Genomic DNA, 19,199 nt, shown 5'->3' with positions numbered 1-19,199 from the left:
GGCCCCGGCTGCCCTGCGGCGGTCGGGGCCGGGGCGCGCCCCCTCAGGGGTGCAGACCGGCCAGTAGCTGCGCCACCCGCTCGGCGAAGGCCTCCTCCGGCGGGCGGCCACCCGGCTCCAGGCGCTGCCAGCACAGGTCACGCTCGTAGTGCTCCAACGCCGCGACGGCTTGCTCGAGCTGCGGGCGCGGATCCGCGGGCGCGGCCTCGGCCAGCCACTGCGCAAGCCGCTCCAGCAACCGGTCGGCGAGCGTGCTGCCCGGCTGCGGCCAGTGCGCCTGCGCCACCCGGGCCCGCTGCCCGGCCAGCAGCTCGCCCGGCGCCTCAGCGGCCGGCGGCCCGTCCGGGCCCTGAGGCCCCGCGGGGCCGTCCGGGCCGTCCGGGCCTTCCGCGGGATCGGTGGGGTCCTTGGGGCCTGCGGGATCCTTGGGGTCCTTGGGCCCGAACGTCACCCCCAGCAGCGCACCCGCCGCGTACAGCCCGCCGACCACCCCCACACTGGTGACGCCCAACCCCTCCACCAGCGACACCACCAGCCCCAGCGCCGCCCCACCGGCCCCCACGAAGTGCGCCCGACTGCCCAACCAACCCGGCAGCCACCGCTCACTGGTAGCCACGGATCTCCTCGAACACCGCCGCCAGCGACCCGTCCCCCGTACTCGCGTCGAACAGCCTGCCGCCCGTGGTGTCGGCGATCGCCTGCAACTGCGCCCGAGCCCCCTCACCGAACAGGATCGGGAACACCGGCACCGCCCGCCCGGCCGCCGGCAACGCCTGGTAGAAGGCCGTGAAATCGGCGGCGCTCGCCCCCTCGTTGCTCTCGCCGTCGGTCATCAACACGATCGAGGTGAACCGGTCGTCCTGCGCCGCCGCCTGCTGCCGCGCGACCAACCGGTACGCCTGCTCCAACGCGTCGTAGATCGCGGTGCCGCCCCCGGCCGCCAGGCTCTGCACGTCGGCCTCGATCGCCGCCAGCTCGGCCTGCGGAGCGCTCGCCGGCACCTGATGGGTGCGCGACCACTTCACCGCGTCGGCGAAGGACATCAACGTCACCTCCTCGCGCTCCCGGAACCCAGCCCCGGCCGGCGACCCGGTCGCCCCCGTCAGCCCGCCCAGCGCCTGCTTCAACCCGTCCAGCCGCGCACCCTTCATCGACCCCGAGGTGTCCAGCACGTACACCGTGCGGGAGGGCCGGCGCAGCTCGTTCTGGTAGGCCGCCACCAAGGCGTCGGCCACCGCCCGGCTCCCCGGGAAGGAGAGCTCCGGCCGCCGGTCGGCACCCAGCCCCGGCCCCAGCGCCACCTCCGCGCCCACCGGCCGCCGCTCGGTGGTGTCCGAGATCTCCCGCTGCACCTCCGGCCGCAGCAACGCTGCCGCCAACCGGTCGAACGCCGCCCGGGCCGGCGCCGTCGCCGAAGCCAGCAGGGTCAGCGGATAGTCGGCCGACACCACACCGTCGACCGGGCGGATCACCGTCAACTGGGCGTCGCTGGACAACGTCCGGTTCAGCGACAGCAGCACCGACTCGTAGTTGATCAGCGCCCCCACCGGCCCGCCCGCCCCGGTCAGCACCGCGCGCTGATAGGCCTCGGCCAGCCAGCCCGAAGAGCCCGAGGTCAGCCGCTGCCCGGCGAACAGACTGCGCAACGCCGGCGCCGCCTTCACCACGTCGTCCTCGGTCAGCGCCGCCTGCGCCCCCGAGAACACCGAGGCCAACGCGATCAACGCGGACAGCCCCGAGTTGGACTGCGCCGGATCGGTCATGCCGAAGGTCAACCGCCCGGCCGCCACCGCCTCGCCCAGCTGCGCCCAGCCGGTCCGCGCCGGATCCCAGCCCAGCGAGGCCAGCACCGAGGCCCGCACCCCGATCGCCACCGGAGAGACCATCACCGGCGTCTCGGAGAGCAGCCGGGCAGCCGCGGCCGGATCCAGCCGCAGGTAGCGGTTGGACCCGAACCAGAGCGCGTCATAACGCGCGTCCGCCTGCCCGGAGGCCACCACGGCGGCCCCCGCCAGCGTGCCGGTGTAGCCGAACTGCACGCTCACCCCGGTGTCCCGCTGCACGTCCGCCAACACCGGCTGCATGTCCTGCACCTCGCTGCCGGCCAGGATCCGCAAGGTGTACGGCGGCCCGCTGGGCGGCGGGGAGAGAGCGGCGGAAGCCCCGACGGTACCGCCACCACCGGTCGGGCCGCCCGGACCCGCACCGGTCGGCGCCGGCTCCGGCGCGCCCTGGCCGTCGCAGCCCGCCGCCAGCGCGGCCAGCCCCAGGGCCAGCCCGCCGACCAGGCCGCGCCGCGAGATCCTCCCGCTCATCAGCTGCTCCCGGTCGGGACGGCCGCGGCCACCAGCTTCTGCAGGACGTCCGTGGTGGGAGCGGGCGGCTGGAAGGTGCCGAGCGAGGCGAGGTCGCGCGCGAAGACGGTCTGCCTGGCCGGGTCGGGGGACCGGCCGGCGGTCAGCTCGTCCACCATGGCCTGTGGTTCGTTCACCGGCCGGAACCCGAAATCGGCCTCCAGCGCGACCAGCTTCGGGTCCTTCGTCAGCGCCTGGGCCAGCAGGTCGGACTGCTTCGTCAACTCCACCAGGGTGTGGTCACTCTGGACGTCCGTGTCCGGATAGAGCACCACGGTGTCCACCGGCGTCCGGCCCTGCATCGCCTGCTCCGCCACCTCGGACTCATAGGTCCAGCTCAGCGGCTTGCCGGTGCCCGCCTCGAAGTCCCGGAACAGCTGGTCGCTGCTGGCGAGCAAGGCGCCCTGGTTCGCCATCAGATACTGCAGAAGCGGAGCGACCCGGTCGATCCCGGTCGTGTCGGACACCACCTGGCCACCGTTGGCCAGGTACGACATCACCGCCAGGTAGAGCGAGGCCGAGGAGGAACTGCTCGGATCGGTGGTCGCGACGTAGATCTTCCCGGCCACGTCCGGCGGCCGGTGCCCACCGGTCAGGTCGCTCCAGGCCAGCCGGCGCTGCACGTCCGCCAGGTACTGGCCCATCTCGAAGGTCCAGACCCCGGTGCCCGGATCCTGCTTCGCCAGGCCGTTGGCCTTCAGGAAGTCGGCGGTCGCCGCGTGCGCGATCACCACCAACGGCGAGTAGAACGGCCGCACCGGCGTGGCGGCGATCGGCGTGTCGATCGCCTTGGCCGCCACCGAACTGGCCGGGAACGCGAAGTCGTACACGTTCTGCTTCACCTCGCCGGCCATCTGCCAGGAACCCGAATGCTGGACCGCGACCGACAGCCGGTCGGCCGCGAAGGCCTGCTGCACCCGGCCGTCACCGAAGAAGTCGGCCTTCTCCGAGCCGACCAGACCGGTGAGCTGCACCAACGCCCGGCTCGCCGTCGCACCCGTGGCCGGCCTGGCCGAGGTGTGGTGGTGCGGGAGCGCCAGCAGGCCCACCCCGACGATGATCACCAGCGCCGCCAGGGCGCCCAGCAGCGGACTGCGCCGCGCCACCTCGCCCGGCAGCCCGTCGCCCCGCGCCCGCCGGCCTCGCGTCCCGTCCGCCCCTGGCACTCCCCGGATCCTCTTCCCTCGTCTGCCCTCGTGCAGGCTGCGCCCCGAGAGTCCCGCCGGGCGCCGAGCGGCGGCTTTCCGACGGTTGAACCGGAGGTGAACAGGCCTTCACGGATCCGCATCAGGCCACTCGGGCCCCGGTCAACTGGACGGTGGATCAAGGGATGTCACGAGTCGTCAGAAAGTTCAACGAAGCTTTCCGCAGTCGACACATGACGGCCCGGCAGAACGTCGTTGTTACGCACCGGTAATGCATACGCTCGGAGTCATGCGCCGAGCAAAAATCGTCTGCACCCTCGGGCCCGCCACCGACTCGTACGACCAGATCAAAGCGCTGGTCGAGGCCGGGATGGACATCGCCCGATTCAACCTGAGCCACGGCTCCCACGCCGAACACGAGGAGCGGTACCGTCGGGTCCGCAAGGCCGCCGACGAGACCGGCCGCAGTGTCGGCATCCTGGTCGACCTTCAAGGCCCGAAGATCCGCCTCGGCACCTTCGCCGAAGGCCCCGTACTCCTTGAACGCGGCGACGAGTTCACCATCACGGTGGAGGACGTCCCCGGCGACAAGGAGACCTGCGGCACCACCTACCCCGGGCTCGCCAACGACGTCGCGCGCGGGGAGCGGATCCTGATCGACGACGGCCGGGTCTGCCTGGAAGTCACCCACGTGGACGGCCCCCGGGTCCGCTGCATCGTCATCGAGGGCGGCCTGATCTCCGACCACAAGGGCCTCAACCTGCCCGGCGTGGCCGTCTCCGTCCCCGCGCTCAGCGACAAGGACGTCGCCGACCTGCGCTGGGGCCTGCGGATCGGCGCCGACCTGGTCGCGCTCTCCTTCGTCCGCAGCGGCCGCGACATCGAGGACGTGCACACCGTGATGCGGGAGGAAGGACGCTTCCTCCCCGTCATCGCCAAGATCGAGAAGCCGCAGGCCGTGGAGAGCATCGACTCCATCGTCGACGCCTTCGACGGCCTGATGGTCGCCCGCGGCGACCTGGGCGTCGAACTCCCGCTGGAGCAGGTCCCGCTGGTCCAGAAGCGGGCGATCAAGCTGGCCAGGCGCAACGCCAAGCCGGTCATCGTCGCCACCCAGATGCTGGACTCGATGATCCACGCCTCCCGGCCCACCCGCGCCGAGGCCTCCGACGTCGCCAACGCCGTGCTCGACGGCAGCGACGCCGTGATGCTCTCCGGCGAGACCTCGGTCGGCAAGTACCCGATCGAGACGGTCAAGACCATGAGCCGGATCATCGAGGCCGTCGAGGAGGAGGTGCTGGCCGCCGGCCTGCCCCCGCTGACCACCCGCAACAAGCCGCGCACCCAGGGCGGCGCCGTCGCCCGCGCGGCCGCCGAGATCGGCGACTTCCTGCACGCCAAGTACCTGATCGCCTTCACCCAGAGCGGCGACACCGCCCGCCGCCTGACCCGCTACCGCTCGCCCATCCCGGTCCTCGCCTTCACCTACGAGCCCGCCGTGCGCAGCCAGCTGGCCCTGACCTGGGGCGTGGAGACCTTCCTCGGCCCGTTCGTCCCGACCACCGACGAGATGGTCGCCCAGGTGGACGCGCAGCTGCTCAGCCTCGGCCGCTGCAAGCGGGGTGACGTCGTGATCATCACCGCCGGCTCGCCGCCCGGGGTGTCGGGCTCCACCAACCTGGTCCGGGTGCACCACGTGGGGCAGTTGGACAACTGACGGGGACGGTCGGTGGGGGCGCCTGTCGTGGGTGGGCGCCCCCATGGGCCGCCACGGGCCGCGGGCGTAGGGTCCGGACATGAGTATCGGTGAACTTCCGTCCGAGGCGTCGAAGGCCCGTCAGGTGCCCCCCATCGACCCGGAACTGGCCCGCGCGCTCGCACCCCGGGGCCCGGCCCGCCGGCAGCTCACCCCCGCCGACCTCGCGGAGTGGCAGCAGCGCGACGCCGCAACCCGCCCCCGGCCCACGGTCCGCGAACTCCAGGCCGACGGCCGCTTCGAGGTGACCGAACTGCGCGCGCCCGGCACCCGGGGCGGACTGGACGGCGGGGGCGACGTCACGCTCGTCAGCGCCCGGCCCGCCGGGACCACCGGACCGCTGCCACTGCTCTACTACCTGCACGGCGGCGGCCTGATCGGCGGCAACGCCTGGTCCGTGGTGCCCTGGGTGCTGCGCACCTTGGCAGTCCCGCTGAACCTCGCCGTCCTCTCCGTCGAGTACCCCCTGGCCCCCCGCGCCCGTTACCCCGAGCCGCTGGAGGCCTGCCACACCGGCCTGCGCTGGGCCGCCGACCACGCGGGCGACCTCGGCCTCGACGCCGACCGCATCATCCTCGCCGGCAAGAGCGCCGGCGGCGGCCTCGCCGCCGCCCTCGCCCTGCTGACCCGCGACCGCGGCGGCCCGCAGCCGCTCGGCCAACTGCTGCTCAGCCCGATGCTCGACGACCGCGGCACCACCTACTCCAGCCACCAGATGGACGGCCACGACACCTGGGACCGCACCTCCAACGCGACCGCCTGGCAGGCCGCCCTGGGCGACCGCCACGGCGCCGCCGACCTGCCTCTCTACGCCGCCCCCGCCCGCGCCCGCTCCACCGACCTGTCCGCGCTGCCCCCGGCCTACCTCGACGTCGGCTCCGCCGAAACCTTCCGGGACGAGGTGGTCGCCTATGCCAACGCCCTCTGGCAGGCCGGCGGCGAGGCCGAACTGCACGTCTGGCCCGGCGCCTGCCACGGCTTCGACACCCTCGCCCCTGGGGCGGCCGTCAGCCTGGACGCCGGCGAGGCCCGCACCCGCTGGCTGCGGCGGCTGCTGGCGAGGTGACGGAGTGCCCCTCCCGTCGGAATCCCGGAGCCAGTACGCTCGCTGACCAGTGATCACCGGAGCGGAGGCAGCCACCCCATGCAGGTTCGCGTCAAGGACTTCGACCACCTCGTCCTCACCGTCGAGGACGTGGAACGCTCGCTCGCCTTCTACTGCGGCCCGCTCGGCCTCGCCCCGGTGCGGGTCGACGAGTGGCGCGCCGGCCAGGTGTCCTTCCCCTCGGTCCGGATCAGCCCGACCACCATCATCGACCTGGTCGCCCGCCCCGCGGGGGAGGGGAAGATCCGCAACGTCGACCACATCTGCCTGGTGGTCGAGCCGCTGGAGTGGCAGGAGGTGATCGACGCGGGCACCTTCACGGTGCTGGACGGCCCCGGCCCACGCTTCGGCGCCCGGGGCAAGGCGCAGTCGCTGTACGTGGAGGACCCGGACGGCAACACGGTCGAGCTGCGCTGGTACCCGGAGGACGGGGCGGACGCGGGCTGAGGGGGCGGTGGGCGAGTCAGTACTTGGGGCCGATGTGGCGGTCCATCAGGGCGACGCAGTCCCGGCGGGCGATGGAGATGTTGGTGGTGCCGTTGCTGCGGTGGGCGGCCTTCCATTGGACGCCGACGGCGTCGAGGGTGGTGGTGAGGAGGGCGATGATGTCGGGGGACTTGTTGGTGAAGAAGTAGCGGGGGTACTCGTAGCGCTTGGCCCCGCGGGTCGTCCAGTTGACGATCCGACAGCCGTCGGAGTGGATCAGACCGCGGAGGAACGGCCACGGATGGGCGTCCACGATCTCCCGCTGCCAGGGGGCGAGGACGATGGGACGGTCGTGCTTCTTCCCGGGGCCGTGCTGGGGGAAGAGGCAGGGCCAGTGTTTGCTCGTGCTGACCACCGAGGTGCATCCAGGGGCGGGCACGCGCAGAACTCCGTTCGTGGGCATGACCGCTCGGACGCTCTCCTCGCACCGGTCTATGAGTCCTGGCCAGGCGTTGCCGCACGCGATTCGCAGCGCGTACACGGACTTCCGCCCTTCGCTCAGGCAGCCGTCGCCGAGGTAGAGGCCGAGTAGGTAGCTGTAGGCCTCTGGCGGCCGGTCGGCGGCCAACCGGCCTGTGACGAGGGGGCATTCGGCGGTCATCCGGGGGCTCGGCGTGATGTCGAGGGTCCACTCTCGGATGGAGTGGCGGGAGATGCCGGTGGCGCGGCTGACCTCGCTGAAGGTCAGGCCGGAGCGGTGGAGAGCCACGGCGCGGGCTCGGGCGGCCATGTCGTACATGTGACCGAGCTTGTTCGCTTGCGTAGCGGGAGGCTGGGTGAATGGACCCGGTTCACTCCACCGGGCGTCGGCCGAATGGGTGAAGATCGCCGACCATTATCTATTCTTTATGTCCTTCGAATTGAAGGAAAAGTGCCCCGAGTGGGACTCGAACCCACACTGTAAGGTGTTTGAGACCTTCGCCTGCTGCCAATTGGGCTATCGGGGCCTAACAATCGAAGGTCCGGCCCCCGACTGCGTGACTCAAACATACCGCGTCTTAGTACCCTCGTGCATGCACCCCCGCCACAACGAGGAGTCCAGTGAGCACCGCCGACGAGCAGCCCCAGGCGCTTGAGACCGACTCGCCCCAGATCACCCGGATTGTCATTGCCGAGGACGAGGCGCTGATCCGGCTCGACCTGAAGGAGATGTTGGAGGAGGAGGGGTACACCGTCGTCGGCGAGGCGGGGGACGGGGAGACCGCGGTCCGGCTGGTGACCGAGTTGAAGCCGGACCTGGCGATCCTCGACGTGAAGATGCCGGTCCTGGACGGGCTGTCCGCCGCCGAGCAGATCCACGAGGCGCACCTGGCGCCGGTGCTGATGCTGACCGCGTTCTCGCAGCGGGAGCTGGTGGACCGGGCGCGGGATGCCGGGGCGATGGCGTACATCGTGAAGCCGTTCTCCAAGAGCGACCTGGTGCCGGCGATCGAGATGGCGGTGTCCCGGTACACCGAGATGCGGGCGCTGGAGGGGGAGATCGCCGACCTCACGCTGCGCCTCGAGACCCGCAAGCTGGTGGACCGGGCGAAGAGCGTGCTGCAGACGAAGTTCGGGCTGAACGAGCCGGCGGCGTTCCGGTGGATCCAGAAGACCTCGATGGACCGGCGGATGACGATGGCCGCGGTGGCCGAGGCGGTCATCGAGGAGGGCGAGGCCCAGGACCGCAAGCAGGCCGAGGCCGGCGGGGCGAGCTGAGCGCCGCCGCCGGGGCCCGGTCGTGGCGGGGAGGGTTCAGTCCTCCCCGAGGTAGGACTTGCGGACGGACTCGTCGCGGAGCAGTTCGGCGCCGGTGCCGCTGAGCACGATCCGGCCGGTCTGCATCACGTAGCCGCGGTCGCTGAGGGAGAGGGCGGCCTGGGCGTTCTGTTCGACGAGCAGGATGGTGGTGCCGCCGCGCTTGAGTTCGACGATGGTGGCCATGATCTTCTGCATCATGATCGGCGAGAGGCCCATGCTGGGTTCGTCGAGCATCAGCAGTTTGGGACGGGACATCAGGGCGCGGCCCATGGCGAGCATCTGCTGTTCGCCGCCGGAGAGGGTGCCGGCGGCCTGGCGGCGGCGTTCGCCGAGGATCGGGAAGAGTGCGTAGGCGTGTTCGACGTCCTCGGTGATGCCGGGTTGGTCCTTGCGCAGGAAGGCGCCGAGGAGCAGGTTCTCCTCGATGGTCATCCGGGGGAAGATGTGCCGGCCCTCGGGGGAGTGGGCCAGGCCCAGGGCGACGATCCGGTGGGCGGGGACCTGTTCCAGGCGTTGTCCGTCGAAGGTGATGCTGCCGGCGGTGGGGCGCAGCAGGCCGGAGAGGGTGCGCAGGGTGGTGGTCTTGCCGGCGCCGTTGGTGCCGATGAGGGTGGTGACTTCGCCGGTGTGGACGGTGAAGCTGATGCCTTTGACGGCTTCGATCTTGCCGTAGGCGACCCGGAGGTCCTGGACGTCCAGCAGGGGGGTGCTCATGCGTCCGTCTCGCTCTCGGTGTCGTGCTCGGTGTCGCTCTCGCTGTCGGCCGTGGCGGGTTCGGGGGTGGCGGGCTCGGTCTGCAGTGGTTCGCCCAGGTAGGCGGTGATCACCCGTTCGTCGTTCTGCACGGTCTCGCGGTCGCCTTCGACGATCTTCTGGCCCTGGACCAGGACGGCGGTGCGGTCGCAGAGGTTGAAGATGAAGCGCATGTCGTGCTCGATGACGAGGATGGCCACGCCGCGGTCGCGGATGGCGAAGACGAGTTCCTCGGCGGCGCGGGTCTCCTGGGGGTTCATGCCGGCGGTGGGTTCGTCGAGCAGCAGCAGGCCGGGTTCGCTGGCCAGGGCGCGGGCGATCTCGAGTTTGCGTTGTTCGCCGTAGGGGAGGTTGCGGGCCAGGTCGTCGGCTTTGTCGGCGAGGCCGGTGAAGTCGAGCAGGGCCATGGCCTTCTCCCGGCTGTCGGCTTCGGCGCGGCGGTAGCCGGGGCCGCGGACCAGGGCGGAGAGCAGGCCTTCCTTGGTGCGGCTGTGTCGGCCGACCAGGACGTTCTCCAGCACGGTCATGTTGGCGAAGAGCCGGATGTTCTGGAAGGTGCGGGCGATGCCGGCCTGGGTGACCAGGTGGGGTTTGGGCGGGAGGATCCGGCCGCGGTAGCTGACCTTGCCCTCGGTGGGGACGTAGAGGCCGGTGAGGCAGTTGAAGAAGGTGGTCTTGCCGGCGCCGTTGGGGCCGATCAGGCCGATGATCTCGCCTTCGCGGACGGTGAGGTCGACGGCGTTGACGGCGGTCAGGCCGCCGAAGCGCATGGTGACGCCGCTGGCGTGGAGCAGCGGGGTGGGGTCGGGGGTGGTGTCGGGGGCGGGGGTGTCGGTGGTGGTGGTCATGTGGGTCAGGCCCCTGCCTTGCTGAGGTCGGCGTCCTCGGTGCTGCCGGCCTGGGCGGGCAGGTCGGCGGCGTGGAACTCGAGCTTGCGGCGCCGGTTGGCGATGATGCCCTCGGGGCGGAAGCGCATGAGCAGGATGAGGGCGACGCCGAAGGCGAGGAGTTGGTAGTTCTGCAGGAAGGAGAGTTTCTCGGGGATGAGGTAGAGCAGGGCGGCGCCGAGCAGGGGGCCGCTGACGGTGCCCATGCCGCCGAGGACGACGGCGGCGAGCAGGAAGGCGGAGTTGGGTGGGGTGGAGCCGGCGAAGACGTAGGGGTCGGGGACCACGTTGTAGGTGACGTGGGCGCTGACGGTGCCGGCCAGGCCGGCGAGTGAGGCGCCGAGGGCGAAGGCGACGAGTTTGGTCCGGAAGCCGTTGATGCCCATGGCTTCGGCGGCGGTCTCGTCCTCGCGGATGGCGATCCAGGCGCGGCCGATGCGGGAGTTGCCGGCGCGGCTGAAGACGGCGATGACGATCAGGGTGACGATCAGCATCAGGTAGAAGTAGTTGGCGAACCGGCCGATGGTGATCGAGCCGAGTTGGTGGGGGTTGCCGAGGTCGAGGCCGAAGACGCTGATGTCGGGGATCTGCGGGATGCCGTTGGGGCCGTTGGTGATCTTCGGTCCGGAGGTGCCGTCGAGGTTCTGCACGGCGATGTGGAAGATCTCTCCGAAGCCGATGGTGACGATGGCCAGGTAGTCGCCGCGCAGTCGCAGGGTGGGGGCGCCGATCAGGACGCCGAAGACCAGGGAGACGGCGGCGCCGAGCAGGGCGGCGGCCCAGAACGGGACCTGGGCGTGGTGGAAGGGGGAGTAGGGGGAGCCGGAGACCAGGGCGGCGGTGTAGGCGCCGACGCCGAGGAAGGCGACGTAGCCGAGGTCGAGCAGGCCGGTGAGGCCGACGACGATGTTGAGGCCGAGGGCGACGGTGGCGAAGATCAGGATGTTGACGCCGACGTTGGCGTCGTGGTCGTTGTTCTGGGTGAGCGGGAAGAGGGCGGCGGCGGTGAAGGCGGCTGCGGTGGCGGCGCCGCGGCGGCGTTGGAGCAGGGAGGTGAGGCGTTCCAGCAGGCCGCTGGTGTGGTGGGCGGCGGCGGTGCAGCCGAGGGTGATCAGGAAGCCTTCGAAGAGTTCGCCGTACTCGGTGTCGATGCCGTAGGTGAAGACGAGCAGGCCGGCGGCGGCGATCGCGACGATCTGCAGGTGTTCCAGCCAGGCGGGTCGGGGTGCGGGGGCGGGGGCCGGTCGGCGGTCGCCGGGTAGGGCGAGGGCGCCGTAGAGCGCGGGCAGTACGGCGAGGCTGGCGAGCACGCCGCCGGTGGTGAGGTTGGCCAGGCCGCCGAGTTCGATGGTGATGGCGCCGAGGGTGAACCAGGTGGTGGCGAAGGCGCCGAGGGCGAGGAAGCGCAGGGCGGCGGTGTGGCCGGTGGGGGCCAGGCCGCCGAGGCCGCGCAGGCCGGTGGCGGCCAGTGTCTGGAGCAGCAGCAGGAGGCCGCTGGTGACGGTGAGCCACTGCAGGCCGCCGGGGTAGCCGGTGACGGTGAGGTCGCCGGGGAAGCGGTCGGTCCAGGTCCAGGAGAGGAAGGCGGAGGCGGTGGTGAGTACGGCGCCGGTGGCGATCAGGGCGCGGGCGGCGGGGGCCGGCAGGGTGCCTTCGAGGCGGGCCAGGGTGCGGCCGGCGGCGCGGCGCAGGGCGAGGGCGGTGGGGCTGGTGGTCATCTCTGCTGCTCCTTCGCCTCAGGCCCGGTCCGCGACGCGTTCGCCGAGCAGGCCCTGGGGCCGTAGCAGCAGGACCAGGATGAGCAGGACGAATGCCCAGACGTCGGCCCAGCTGCCGCCGCCGAGTTGTTGCATGCCGGGGATGTTGGAGATGTAGGCGGTGGCGAGGGCTTCGGCGAGGCCGAGGACCAGGCCGCCGAGCATGGCGCCGTAGATGTTGCCGATGCCGCCGAGGACGGCGGCGGTGAAGGCCTTGAGGCCGGCCTGGAAGCCCATGCTGTAGTCGACTTCGCCGTAGCGCAGGCCGTAGCAGACGGCGGCGACGGCGGCGAAGAGCGCGCCGATGCCGAACGCGGCGGCGATGATCCGGTTGGTGTCGATGCCCATCAGTTGGGCGGTGTCGGGGTCCTGGGCGGTGGCCTGCATGGCGCGTCCGGTGCGCGAGCGTTGGACGAAGACGCCGAGGATGACCATGCAGATCGGTGCGGCGATCACCGTGAACAGGTCGCCGGACTGGATCTGGATGCTGCCCAGGTGCCAGGGGCCGGCGGCGAGTTGGGGGAAGGCGCGGGGGCTGGTGGCCTTGGGGTAGAGGTTGTGCACGGCCTGCTGGAGGGTGAGCGAGAGGCCGATCGCGGCGATCAGCGGGGCCAGTCGCGGGGCGCTGCGCAGCGGGCGGTAGGCGAAGCGTTCGGCGCCGAGGGCGATCAGGACCGAGGTGAGGGCGCCGCCGAGCAGCATCAGCGGCAGGGCGAGCCAGAGGCTGGTGCCGTGCGGCAGGGCGAGCCAGACGGTGAGGGCGCCGAAGCCCCCGGTCATGAAGATCTCGCCGTGGGCGAAGTTGATGAGCTGCACGATGCCGTAGACCATCGTGTATCCGATGGCGATCAGCCCGTAGGTGGAGCCTAGGAACAGGCCGTTGGCGAGTTGTTGCGGCAGGGTGTGCACCGCAGCCTCCAGGTCGGGGGAGTCGGGTTGCGCGGGCGGGGCCGGGCGGTGCGTCAGCCGTTGTAGGTGTCGGTCTTGACCGAGGCCCAGGCGCCGTTCTTGACCTGGTAGACGGTCAGCTGCTTGTTGTTGGTGTCGCCGTACTGGTCGAAGGAGATCTGACCGGTGATGCCGGCGAAGTTGATGTTCTGCACGGCTGCGACGACCTGCTGGCGGGCGTCGCCGGGCAGCTTGCCCTGGTTGGCGCTGACCACGGTGCCGACGGCCTTGATGATGGCGGTGGCGGCGTCGTAGGAGTAGCCGCCGTAGGTGCCGTAGTCGCCGGGGTAGCCGGCGGACTTGTACTTGGCGATGAAGTCCTTGGCGGTGGCCAGCGAGTCGACCGGGACGCCGACCGAGGTGGCGAGGTCGCCCTCGGCGCCGGCGCCGGCGGTGGAGATGTAGGCGGTGGAGTAGATGCCGTCGCCGCCGAACAGCGGGATGTTGTCGCCGGCCGCCTTGAGCTGCTTGGAGAGCAGCGAGGCTTCGTCGTACTGGCCGCCGTAGTAGAGCAGGTCGGCGCCGGAGGCCTTGATCTTGGTGACCAGGGTGGAGAAGTCCTTGTCCCCGGTGGTGACGTGGTCGGTGCCGGCGATGGCGCCGCCGTCCTTGGTGAAGGAGTCCTTGAAGATGCCGGCCAGGCCGGAGCCGTAGGCCTGCTTGTCGTCGACCACGAAGGCGTTCTTCTTGCCGATGCTGGTCGCGTACTGGGCGGCGAAGGCGCCCTGCAGGGCGTCGGTGGTGGCGGTGCGGAAGTAGGTCTTGAACTGGCGGCTCTTCTGGCCGCCGGCCCAGTTGGGGCCCTGGGTGAGTGCGACGTTGGTGTTGGAGGGGGAGATCTCGACCAGGTTGGCGGCCGCGAAGACCTGCTGCATCGACTGTGCGACACCGGAGTTGAGCGGGCCGACGACGCCGAGCACGGTGTTGTCGGCGACCAGTGCGGTGGCGTTCTGCTGGCCGGTGGCGGGCTGCGCCTGGTCGTCCTTGGCGGCGACCTTGAAGGTGACGCCGGGGACCCAGTGGTTGGCGTTGGCGTCGGCCACGGCGATGGTGGTGCCGTACTGGATGCCGAGGCCGGTGGCCGAGTTCTCGCCGGAGAGCGGGGCGTCGACGCCGATGGTGACGGTGATGCCGCCGGCGGAGTTGTCGCTGGACTTGCTGCTGCCGCGGGAGCCGCAGGCGGAGACGGTGAGGGCGCCGGCGAGGGCGATGCTCAGGACGAGGAATGAACGGTGGCGCACGTGGGTCCCCTTTGGTCGAGAGGCAGCGGGCCGGGGTCGGCCGGCGGCCGGTTCGCGCGCCGTGGCAGCCCGAACTGGATGGCCCGTTCCGGTGGTGCGGTGACTGGCCGTGACTCTAGAGCGCGATGACCGTGGGTGGCAGGGGTGTGCGCGTGCTGTGATTCTCTTGTTATGAGCACCGCATGCCGGTGTCTCGGAATGCGAGCGAGGGAAATGGTTCGGCGTCGCCCTGAGCTGGCGATCTTTCTTGTCGATCACTCAACTGGCTGAAAACCGAGTGGTGGTGGGCCTGATGTCCGCTCTGCGGGGCAGGGTGTCCGAGGGGCCGGGGCTCGGGCGCGGGCGTCCGGAATGCGGACTCATGAGGGGATGCGGAGTGGCTGCCGGGTGGTTCCGGGGGTGTGGCGGGGGTGAATGGACGGGCCGGGGTTCACGTGAATGTAACGCAGCGTCACGGCAGGCCGTGGCGGTGAACGACTGCGCCCCCTCGTCGGCCAGGGACCTGCCCAGTGGGGGCGGCGGCCAAACAAAGGGGGCGCATGGGGCTGACGGGGCAGCGTGGATCGGTGGTGCGATCCGCGCCGCCCGGCGAGTGGGGTCGGTCAGAGGTCGCGCAGCGCGCAGGTGAGGCGGCAGCTGGTGAGCCGGCGGCCGGTGTCGTCGGTGATCGCGATCTCGTAGGTCGCGGCGGTGCGGCCCTTGAAGACGGCGGTGGCCACACCGGTGACCAGGCCGGAGGTAGCCGAGCGGTGGTGGGTGACGTTGAGGTCGACGCCCACCGCGTAGCGGCCGGGGCCGGCGTGGATCATCGCGGCGATCGAGCCGAGGGTCTCGGCCAGCGCGGCCGAGGCGCCGCCGTGCAGCAGGCCGTAGGGCTGCTGGTTGCCTTCCACCGGCATGGTGCCCACCACCCGGTCGCCGGAGGCCTCCACGATCCGGATGTCCATCTTGTCGCCGAGGGTGCCCCCGGAGAAGGTGCTGGGCTCGACCCCGAGCTTGGCGAAGTGGTCCAGCACGTCCTGCGGCACGTCCAGCACCAGCGGGGCGCGGCCTGCGGAGTCGGTGGGGGCTTGCTCGGTCATCGGTCTGCATCTCCTGGTGAGGGCGGCGGTCTCCGGTCGTGATCGCCTTTCGTGATCGTACGACCGGCGTGTCGGGCCGCGCTGTCGGGCCCGGCCGTGGCTGGTCCGGGATGTCGGCCCTGCCGCCTAGGATCGGGGGCGGTAGTTGCTGGAACGGCGAGGAACGGACGTTGACGTGGCGCAGCGGAGTGCGGAGCAGAGCGGCGGCAGTACGGGCCAGGCGGCCGGGGCGCGCCCCCGACTGATGCTGCTCGACGGCCATTCGCTGGCGTACCGGGCGTTCTACGCCCTGCCGGTGGAGAACTTCAACACCTCCACCGGGCAGCCGACCAACGCGGTCTACGGCTTCGCCTCGATGGTCGCCAACACCGTGCGGGACGAGGCCCCCACCCACCTCGCGGTGGCCTTCGACGTCTCGCGCAAGACCTTCCGTTCGGCCGAGTTCCCCGACTACAAGGCCAACCGGTCCGCCACCCCCGACGAGTTCCGCAGCCAGATCGGCCTGATCGGCGAGCTGTTGGACGCGATGAAGGTGCCGCGGCTGTCGCTGGAGGGCTTCGAGGCGGACGACATCATCGCGACCCTGGCCACCGCCGCCGAGGCGGCCGGCTTCGAGGTGCTGATCGTCACCGGTGACCGGGACTCGCTGCAGCTGGTCACCGAGCGCACCACGGTGCTCTACCCCACCAAGGGTGTCTCCGAGCTGACCCGCTACACCCCGGAGAAGGTCGCCGAGAAGTACGGCGTCACCCCGCGCCAGTACCCCGACCTGGCGGCGCTGCGCGGTGACCCGTCGGACAACCTGCCCGGCATCCCCGGGGTCGGCGAGAAGACGGCCGCGAAGTGGGTCAACCAGTTCGGTTCGTTCGACGAGCTGGTCGCCCGGGCCGACGAGGTGAAGGGCAAGATCGGCGAGAAGCTGCGCGAGAACCTGGACTCGGTCAAGCGCAACCGGGTGCTCACCGAGCTGGTGCGCGACGTGGAGCTGCCGCTGGGCGTGCCGGAGCTGGTCCGCGAGCCGTTCGACCGGGAGGCGGTCGGGCGGATCATGGAGGCGCTGGAGTTCCGCAACCCCAACTTCCGCGAGCGGGTGTACGCGCTGGACGTCGCGGGCGGCGCGGAGCCGGCGGCCGAGGTGGCGCCCGGTGTCGAGGTGGCCGGCGAGCTGCTGACCGAGCAGGGGGCCTTGGCCGGCTGGCTGGCTCAGCATGCCTACGGGCCCGCCGCGGGTGGAGCCCCGGTGGCGCTGGCCGCCGCCTACCAGTGGGCGCTGGGCAGCGGTTCGGTGCAGGAGGTGGCGTTGGCCACCGGCGAGGCGGCCGCCTGGTTCGACCCGGCCCAGCTGGCCGAGGCGGACGAGCGGGCGTTCGCCGGGTGGTTGGCCGATCCGGCCCGTCCCAAGGCGCTGCACATCGCCAAGCAGGTGATCCGTGCCTTCGCCGAGCACGGCTGGACGGTGGCGGGGGTGGCCGCCGACACCGCGCTGGCCGCCTACCTGGAGAAGCCGGGTCGGCGCACCTTCACCCTGGAGGTGCTGGCCGAGGAGTACCTGGCCCGTTCGCTGGCCCCTGTGGAGGCGGCCGAGAGCGGCCAGCTCGCCTTCGACGCCCCGGAGGAGGACCCGACCGCCGGCGCCCAGGCGCTGATGGTGCAGGCCCGCACGGTGCTGGACCTGGCCGAGCTGTTCGAGGGCCGGCTGGCCGAGGTCGGCCAGGTCGAGCTGCTGCGCGACATGGAGCTGCCGATCGCCGCGCTGCTGGCCCGGATGGAGCGCACCGGGATCGCCGCCGACCGGGCCTGGCTGCAGTCGCTGGAGAACCAGTTCGCCACCGAGATCCAGCGGGTGGTGGAGGAGGCGCACCGGGCCGCCGGGCACGAGTTCAACCTGGGCTCGCCCAAGCAGCTGCAGGAGATCCTCTTCAACGAGCTGGGCCTGCCCAAGACCAAGAAGATCAAGACCGGTTACACCACCGACGCCGACGCGCTGACCTGGCTGGCCGGCCAGACGGACAACGAGCTGCCGGTCGTCCTGCTGCGCCACCGGGACCAGGCCAAGCTGCGCACCACCGTGGAGGGCCTGCTCAAGACGGTCTCGCCGCAGGGCCGGATCCACACCACCTTCAACCAGATGGTCGCCGCCACCGGCCGGCTCTCCTCGCAGGACCCGAACCTGCAGAACATCCCGGTGCGCACCGAGGAGGGCCGGCTGATCCGCCGCGCCTTCGTGGTCGGCGAGGGGTACGAGTCGCTGCTGACCGCCGACTACTCGCAGATCGAGCTGCGGATCATGGCCCACCTGTCCGCGGACGAGGCGCTGATCGAGGCCTTCGCCAGCGGCGAGGACCTGCACACCACGGTCGCCTCCTCGGTCTTCGGCGTGGCGCCGGACCAGGTGGACGCGGAGATGCGGCGCAAGATCAAGGCGATGTCCTACGGCCTGGCCTACGGCCTGTCGGCCTACGGGCTCTCCCAGCAGCTGGGCATCAAGCCGGCCGAGGCGCAGGGCCTGATGGACACCTACTTCGAGCGCTTCGGTGGGGTGCGCGACTACCTGCACCGGGTGGTCGAGGAGGCCCGCGCCACCGGGTACACCGAGACCCTGCTCGGCCGTCGCCGTTACCTGCCGGACCTGACCAGCGACAACCGCCAGCGCCGCGAGATGGCCGAGCGGATGGCGCTGAACGCCCCGGTGCAGGGCTCGGCCGCCGACATCGTCAAGATCGCCATGCTGCGGGTGGACGACGCGCTGACCCGGGCCGGGCTGCGCTCGAGGATGCTGCTCCAGGTGCACGACGAAATCGTGCTGGAGCTGGCCCCGGGCGAGCGGGAGCCGGTGGAGGCGGTCGTGCGCGAGCAGATGGCCGGCGCCTACGACCTGCGGGCGCCGCTGGACGTCTCGGTCGGCGTCGGGGCGAACTGGGAGGCGGCGGCGCACTGAGCCCGCGGCGGTGACGTCCCGGTAGATTGACCGGCAGTCGATCTACCGGGACGGCAGGGGACGGGGGCACCGCGGGTGGACGGTGGCGGGCAGGTCGGGCAGGTGATCGCCGGGCGGTACCGGCTGGTCTCCGCGCTCGGCGAGGGCGGCATGGGCCGGGTCTGGCGGGCCCACGACGAGTCGCTGGACTGCGAGGTGGCCGTCAAGGAGGTGGTGCTGCCGCCGCGGCTGCCGGCCGCCGAACGGGCCGAGCGGATCGTCCGGGCCCAGCGCGAGGCGCGCAACGCGGCCCGGCTGCGCGAGCACCCGAACATCATCACCATCCACGACATCGTCACCCACGGCGATGCCCCGTGGATCGTGATGGAGCTGCTCAAGGTCCGCGACCTGGCCCAGATCATCGCGGTGCACGGACCGCTGCCGGTGCCCCGGGTGGCCGAGCTGGCCGCCGCCCTGCTGGACGCGCTGCGCGCGGCGCACGCCGCCGGGATCACCCACCGCGACGTCAAGCCCGCCAACGTGCTGATCACCGACACCGGGCGGGTGGTGCTGACCGACTTCGGCATCGCGGTGCAGGAGCGGGACACCACCCTGACCGCCACCGGGACGTTCATCGGCTCGGTCGAGTTCATCGCCCCCGAACGCGCCCGCGGCGAGGCGGCCGGCCCCGCCGGGGACCTCTTCTCGCTGGGCGCCACCCTCTACTGCGCGCTGGAGGGCACCCCGCCGTTCGGCCGCGGCAACCCGGCCGGGGTGCTGACCGCGGTGCTCTTCGAGGAGCCCGCGCCGCCGGTGCGTTCGGGTGAGCTGGGCCCGCTGGTGCTGGGGCTGCTGGCGAAGGACCCGATGCGCCGGCTGACCGCGGAGCAGGCGGCGGCGCGGCTCGCGGGGGTGGCGGCGGTGCCGGTGGTGGCGTCGGCGACGGCGGTGGATCCGGCGGCGCAGCAGACGCCTCCGGCGACCCGGGCGGTGGCGGCGCCGCCGGTGCCCGGCACGGCGCGCGCCAC

16 protein-coding genes and 1 tRNA gene are annotated in these 19,199 nt (G+C 71.6%); 6 read left to right on the top strand and 11 right to left on the bottom strand.

Features of this window, described 5'->3' with window-relative positions:
• Positions 1-43: 43 nt before the first annotated feature.
• Genes ACQRUO_RS06805 through ACQRUO_RS06795 form a run of 3 tightly spaced genes read right to left on the bottom strand, consistent with a single transcriptional unit; the run spans position 44 to position 3,520 of the window.
• Positions 44-616, bottom strand: a complete 573-nt coding sequence (locus ACQRUO_RS06805) for a hypothetical protein (protein WP_428314823.1) — start codon at positions 614-616, stop codon at positions 44-46.
• Positions 603-2,315, bottom strand: coding sequence for a VWA domain-containing protein (locus ACQRUO_RS06800; protein ID WP_428314822.1), 1,713 nt, complete (start codon positions 2,313-2,315; stop codon positions 603-605). Before ACQRUO_RS06800 ends, ACQRUO_RS06805 begins: the two co-directional genes overlap by 14 nt.
• Positions 2,315-3,520: a hypothetical protein gene (locus ACQRUO_RS06795; protein ID WP_428314821.1), complete on the bottom strand. Its 1,206-nt coding sequence runs from the start codon at positions 3,518-3,520 to the stop codon at positions 2,315-2,317. Before ACQRUO_RS06795 ends, ACQRUO_RS06800 begins: the two co-directional genes overlap by 1 nt.
• A gap of 250 nt (positions 3,521-3,770) precedes the next feature.
• Between ACQRUO_RS06795 and pyk the strand changes: the two genes are divergently transcribed.
• The 3 genes from pyk to ACQRUO_RS06780 all read left to right on the top strand — a co-directional run bounded on the left by pyk (position 3,771) and on the right by ACQRUO_RS06780 (position 6,807).
• Positions 3,771-5,216 (top strand): pyruvate kinase, encoded by a 1,446-nt coding sequence (gene pyk, locus ACQRUO_RS06790; protein ID WP_428314820.1) that lies wholly within the window; start codon positions 3,771-3,773, stop codon positions 5,214-5,216.
• 79 nt (positions 5,217-5,295) lie between these two features.
• Positions 5,296-6,321, top strand: a complete 1,026-nt coding sequence (locus tag ACQRUO_RS06785) for an alpha/beta hydrolase (RefSeq protein WP_428314819.1) — start codon at positions 5,296-5,298, stop codon at positions 6,319-6,321.
• 78 nt (positions 6,322-6,399) lie between these two features.
• Entirely contained in the window at positions 6,400-6,807 is a 408-nt protein-coding gene (locus ACQRUO_RS06780) for a VOC family protein (RefSeq protein WP_428314818.1), read from the top strand.
• Positions 6,808-6,823: 16 nt separating this feature from the next.
• Here the strand turns inward: ACQRUO_RS06780 and ACQRUO_RS06775 are convergent, their stop codons facing one another.
• Both ACQRUO_RS06775 and ACQRUO_RS06770 read right to left on the bottom strand, forming a co-directional pair.
• Positions 6,824-7,225: a hypothetical protein gene (locus ACQRUO_RS06775; RefSeq protein ID WP_428314817.1), complete on the bottom strand. Its 402-nt coding sequence runs from the start codon at positions 7,223-7,225 to the stop codon at positions 6,824-6,826.
• Positions 7,226-7,718: 493 nt separating this feature from the next.
• Positions 7,719-7,793, bottom strand: a tRNA-Leu gene (locus ACQRUO_RS06770).
• A 94-nt stretch (positions 7,794-7,887) separates the two neighbouring features.
• On the opposite strand from ACQRUO_RS06770, the gene ACQRUO_RS06765 reads away from it, so the two are divergent.
• Positions 7,888-8,544 (top strand): ANTAR domain-containing response regulator, encoded by a 657-nt coding sequence (locus ACQRUO_RS06765; RefSeq protein WP_428314816.1) that lies wholly within the window; start codon positions 7,888-7,890, stop codon positions 8,542-8,544.
• Between the two features lie 36 nt (positions 8,545-8,580).
• On the opposite strand, the gene ACQRUO_RS06760 is transcribed toward ACQRUO_RS06765, so the two are convergent.
• The 6 genes from ACQRUO_RS06760 to ACQRUO_RS06735 all read right to left on the bottom strand — a co-directional run bounded on the left by ACQRUO_RS06760 (position 8,581) and on the right by ACQRUO_RS06735 (position 15,254).
• Complete coding sequence (locus ACQRUO_RS06760; protein WP_428314815.1) at positions 8,581-9,300, bottom strand: ABC transporter ATP-binding protein; 720 nt, start codon at positions 9,298-9,300, stop codon at positions 8,581-8,583.
• Positions 9,297-10,187: an ABC transporter ATP-binding protein gene (locus ACQRUO_RS06755; protein ID WP_428314814.1), complete on the bottom strand. Its 891-nt coding sequence runs from the start codon at positions 10,185-10,187 to the stop codon at positions 9,297-9,299. Before ACQRUO_RS06755 ends, ACQRUO_RS06760 begins: the two co-directional genes overlap by 4 nt.
• Before the next feature lie 5 nt (positions 10,188-10,192).
• Positions 10,193-11,944: a branched-chain amino acid ABC transporter permease gene (locus ACQRUO_RS06750; RefSeq protein WP_428314813.1), complete on the bottom strand. Its 1,752-nt coding sequence runs from the start codon at positions 11,942-11,944 to the stop codon at positions 10,193-10,195.
• Between the two features lie 18 nt (positions 11,945-11,962).
• Entirely contained in the window at positions 11,963-12,892 is a 930-nt protein-coding gene (locus tag ACQRUO_RS06745; protein WP_428314812.1) for a branched-chain amino acid ABC transporter permease, read from the bottom strand.
• A gap of 53 nt (positions 12,893-12,945) precedes the next feature.
• Positions 12,946-14,172, bottom strand: a complete 1,227-nt coding sequence (locus tag ACQRUO_RS06740) for an ABC transporter substrate-binding protein (RefSeq protein ID WP_428314811.1) — start codon at positions 14,170-14,172, stop codon at positions 12,946-12,948.
• 602 nt (positions 14,173-14,774) lie between these two features.
• Positions 14,775-15,254, bottom strand: a complete 480-nt coding sequence (locus tag ACQRUO_RS06735; protein WP_428314810.1) for a PaaI family thioesterase — start codon at positions 15,252-15,254, stop codon at positions 14,775-14,777.
• Between the two features lie 244 nt (positions 15,255-15,498).
• Here ACQRUO_RS06735 and polA point away from each other — a divergent pair, with 244 nt between their 5' ends.
• Positions 15,499-18,192 carry a DNA polymerase I gene (polA, locus tag ACQRUO_RS06730; protein WP_428314882.1) on the top strand — a complete coding sequence of 898 codons (2,694 nt, stop codon included), beginning with the start codon at positions 15,499-15,501 and terminating at the stop codon, positions 18,190-18,192.
• 75 nt (positions 18,193-18,267) lie between these two features.
• The coding region (locus ACQRUO_RS06725; RefSeq protein WP_428314809.1) for a serine/threonine-protein kinase at positions 18,268-19,199 on the top strand (932 nt) is incomplete at its 3' end.

Origin of the sequence: Kitasatospora sp. LaBMicrA B282 (assembly GCF_050325825.1) — a bacterium.
In the GTDB taxonomy this organism is placed as follows: Bacteria; Actinomycetota; Actinomycetes; order Streptomycetales; family Streptomycetaceae; genus Kitasatospora.
The sequence above is the reverse complement of the archived record's forward strand: the minus strand, read 5'-3'. Positions and strand labels throughout refer to the sequence as shown.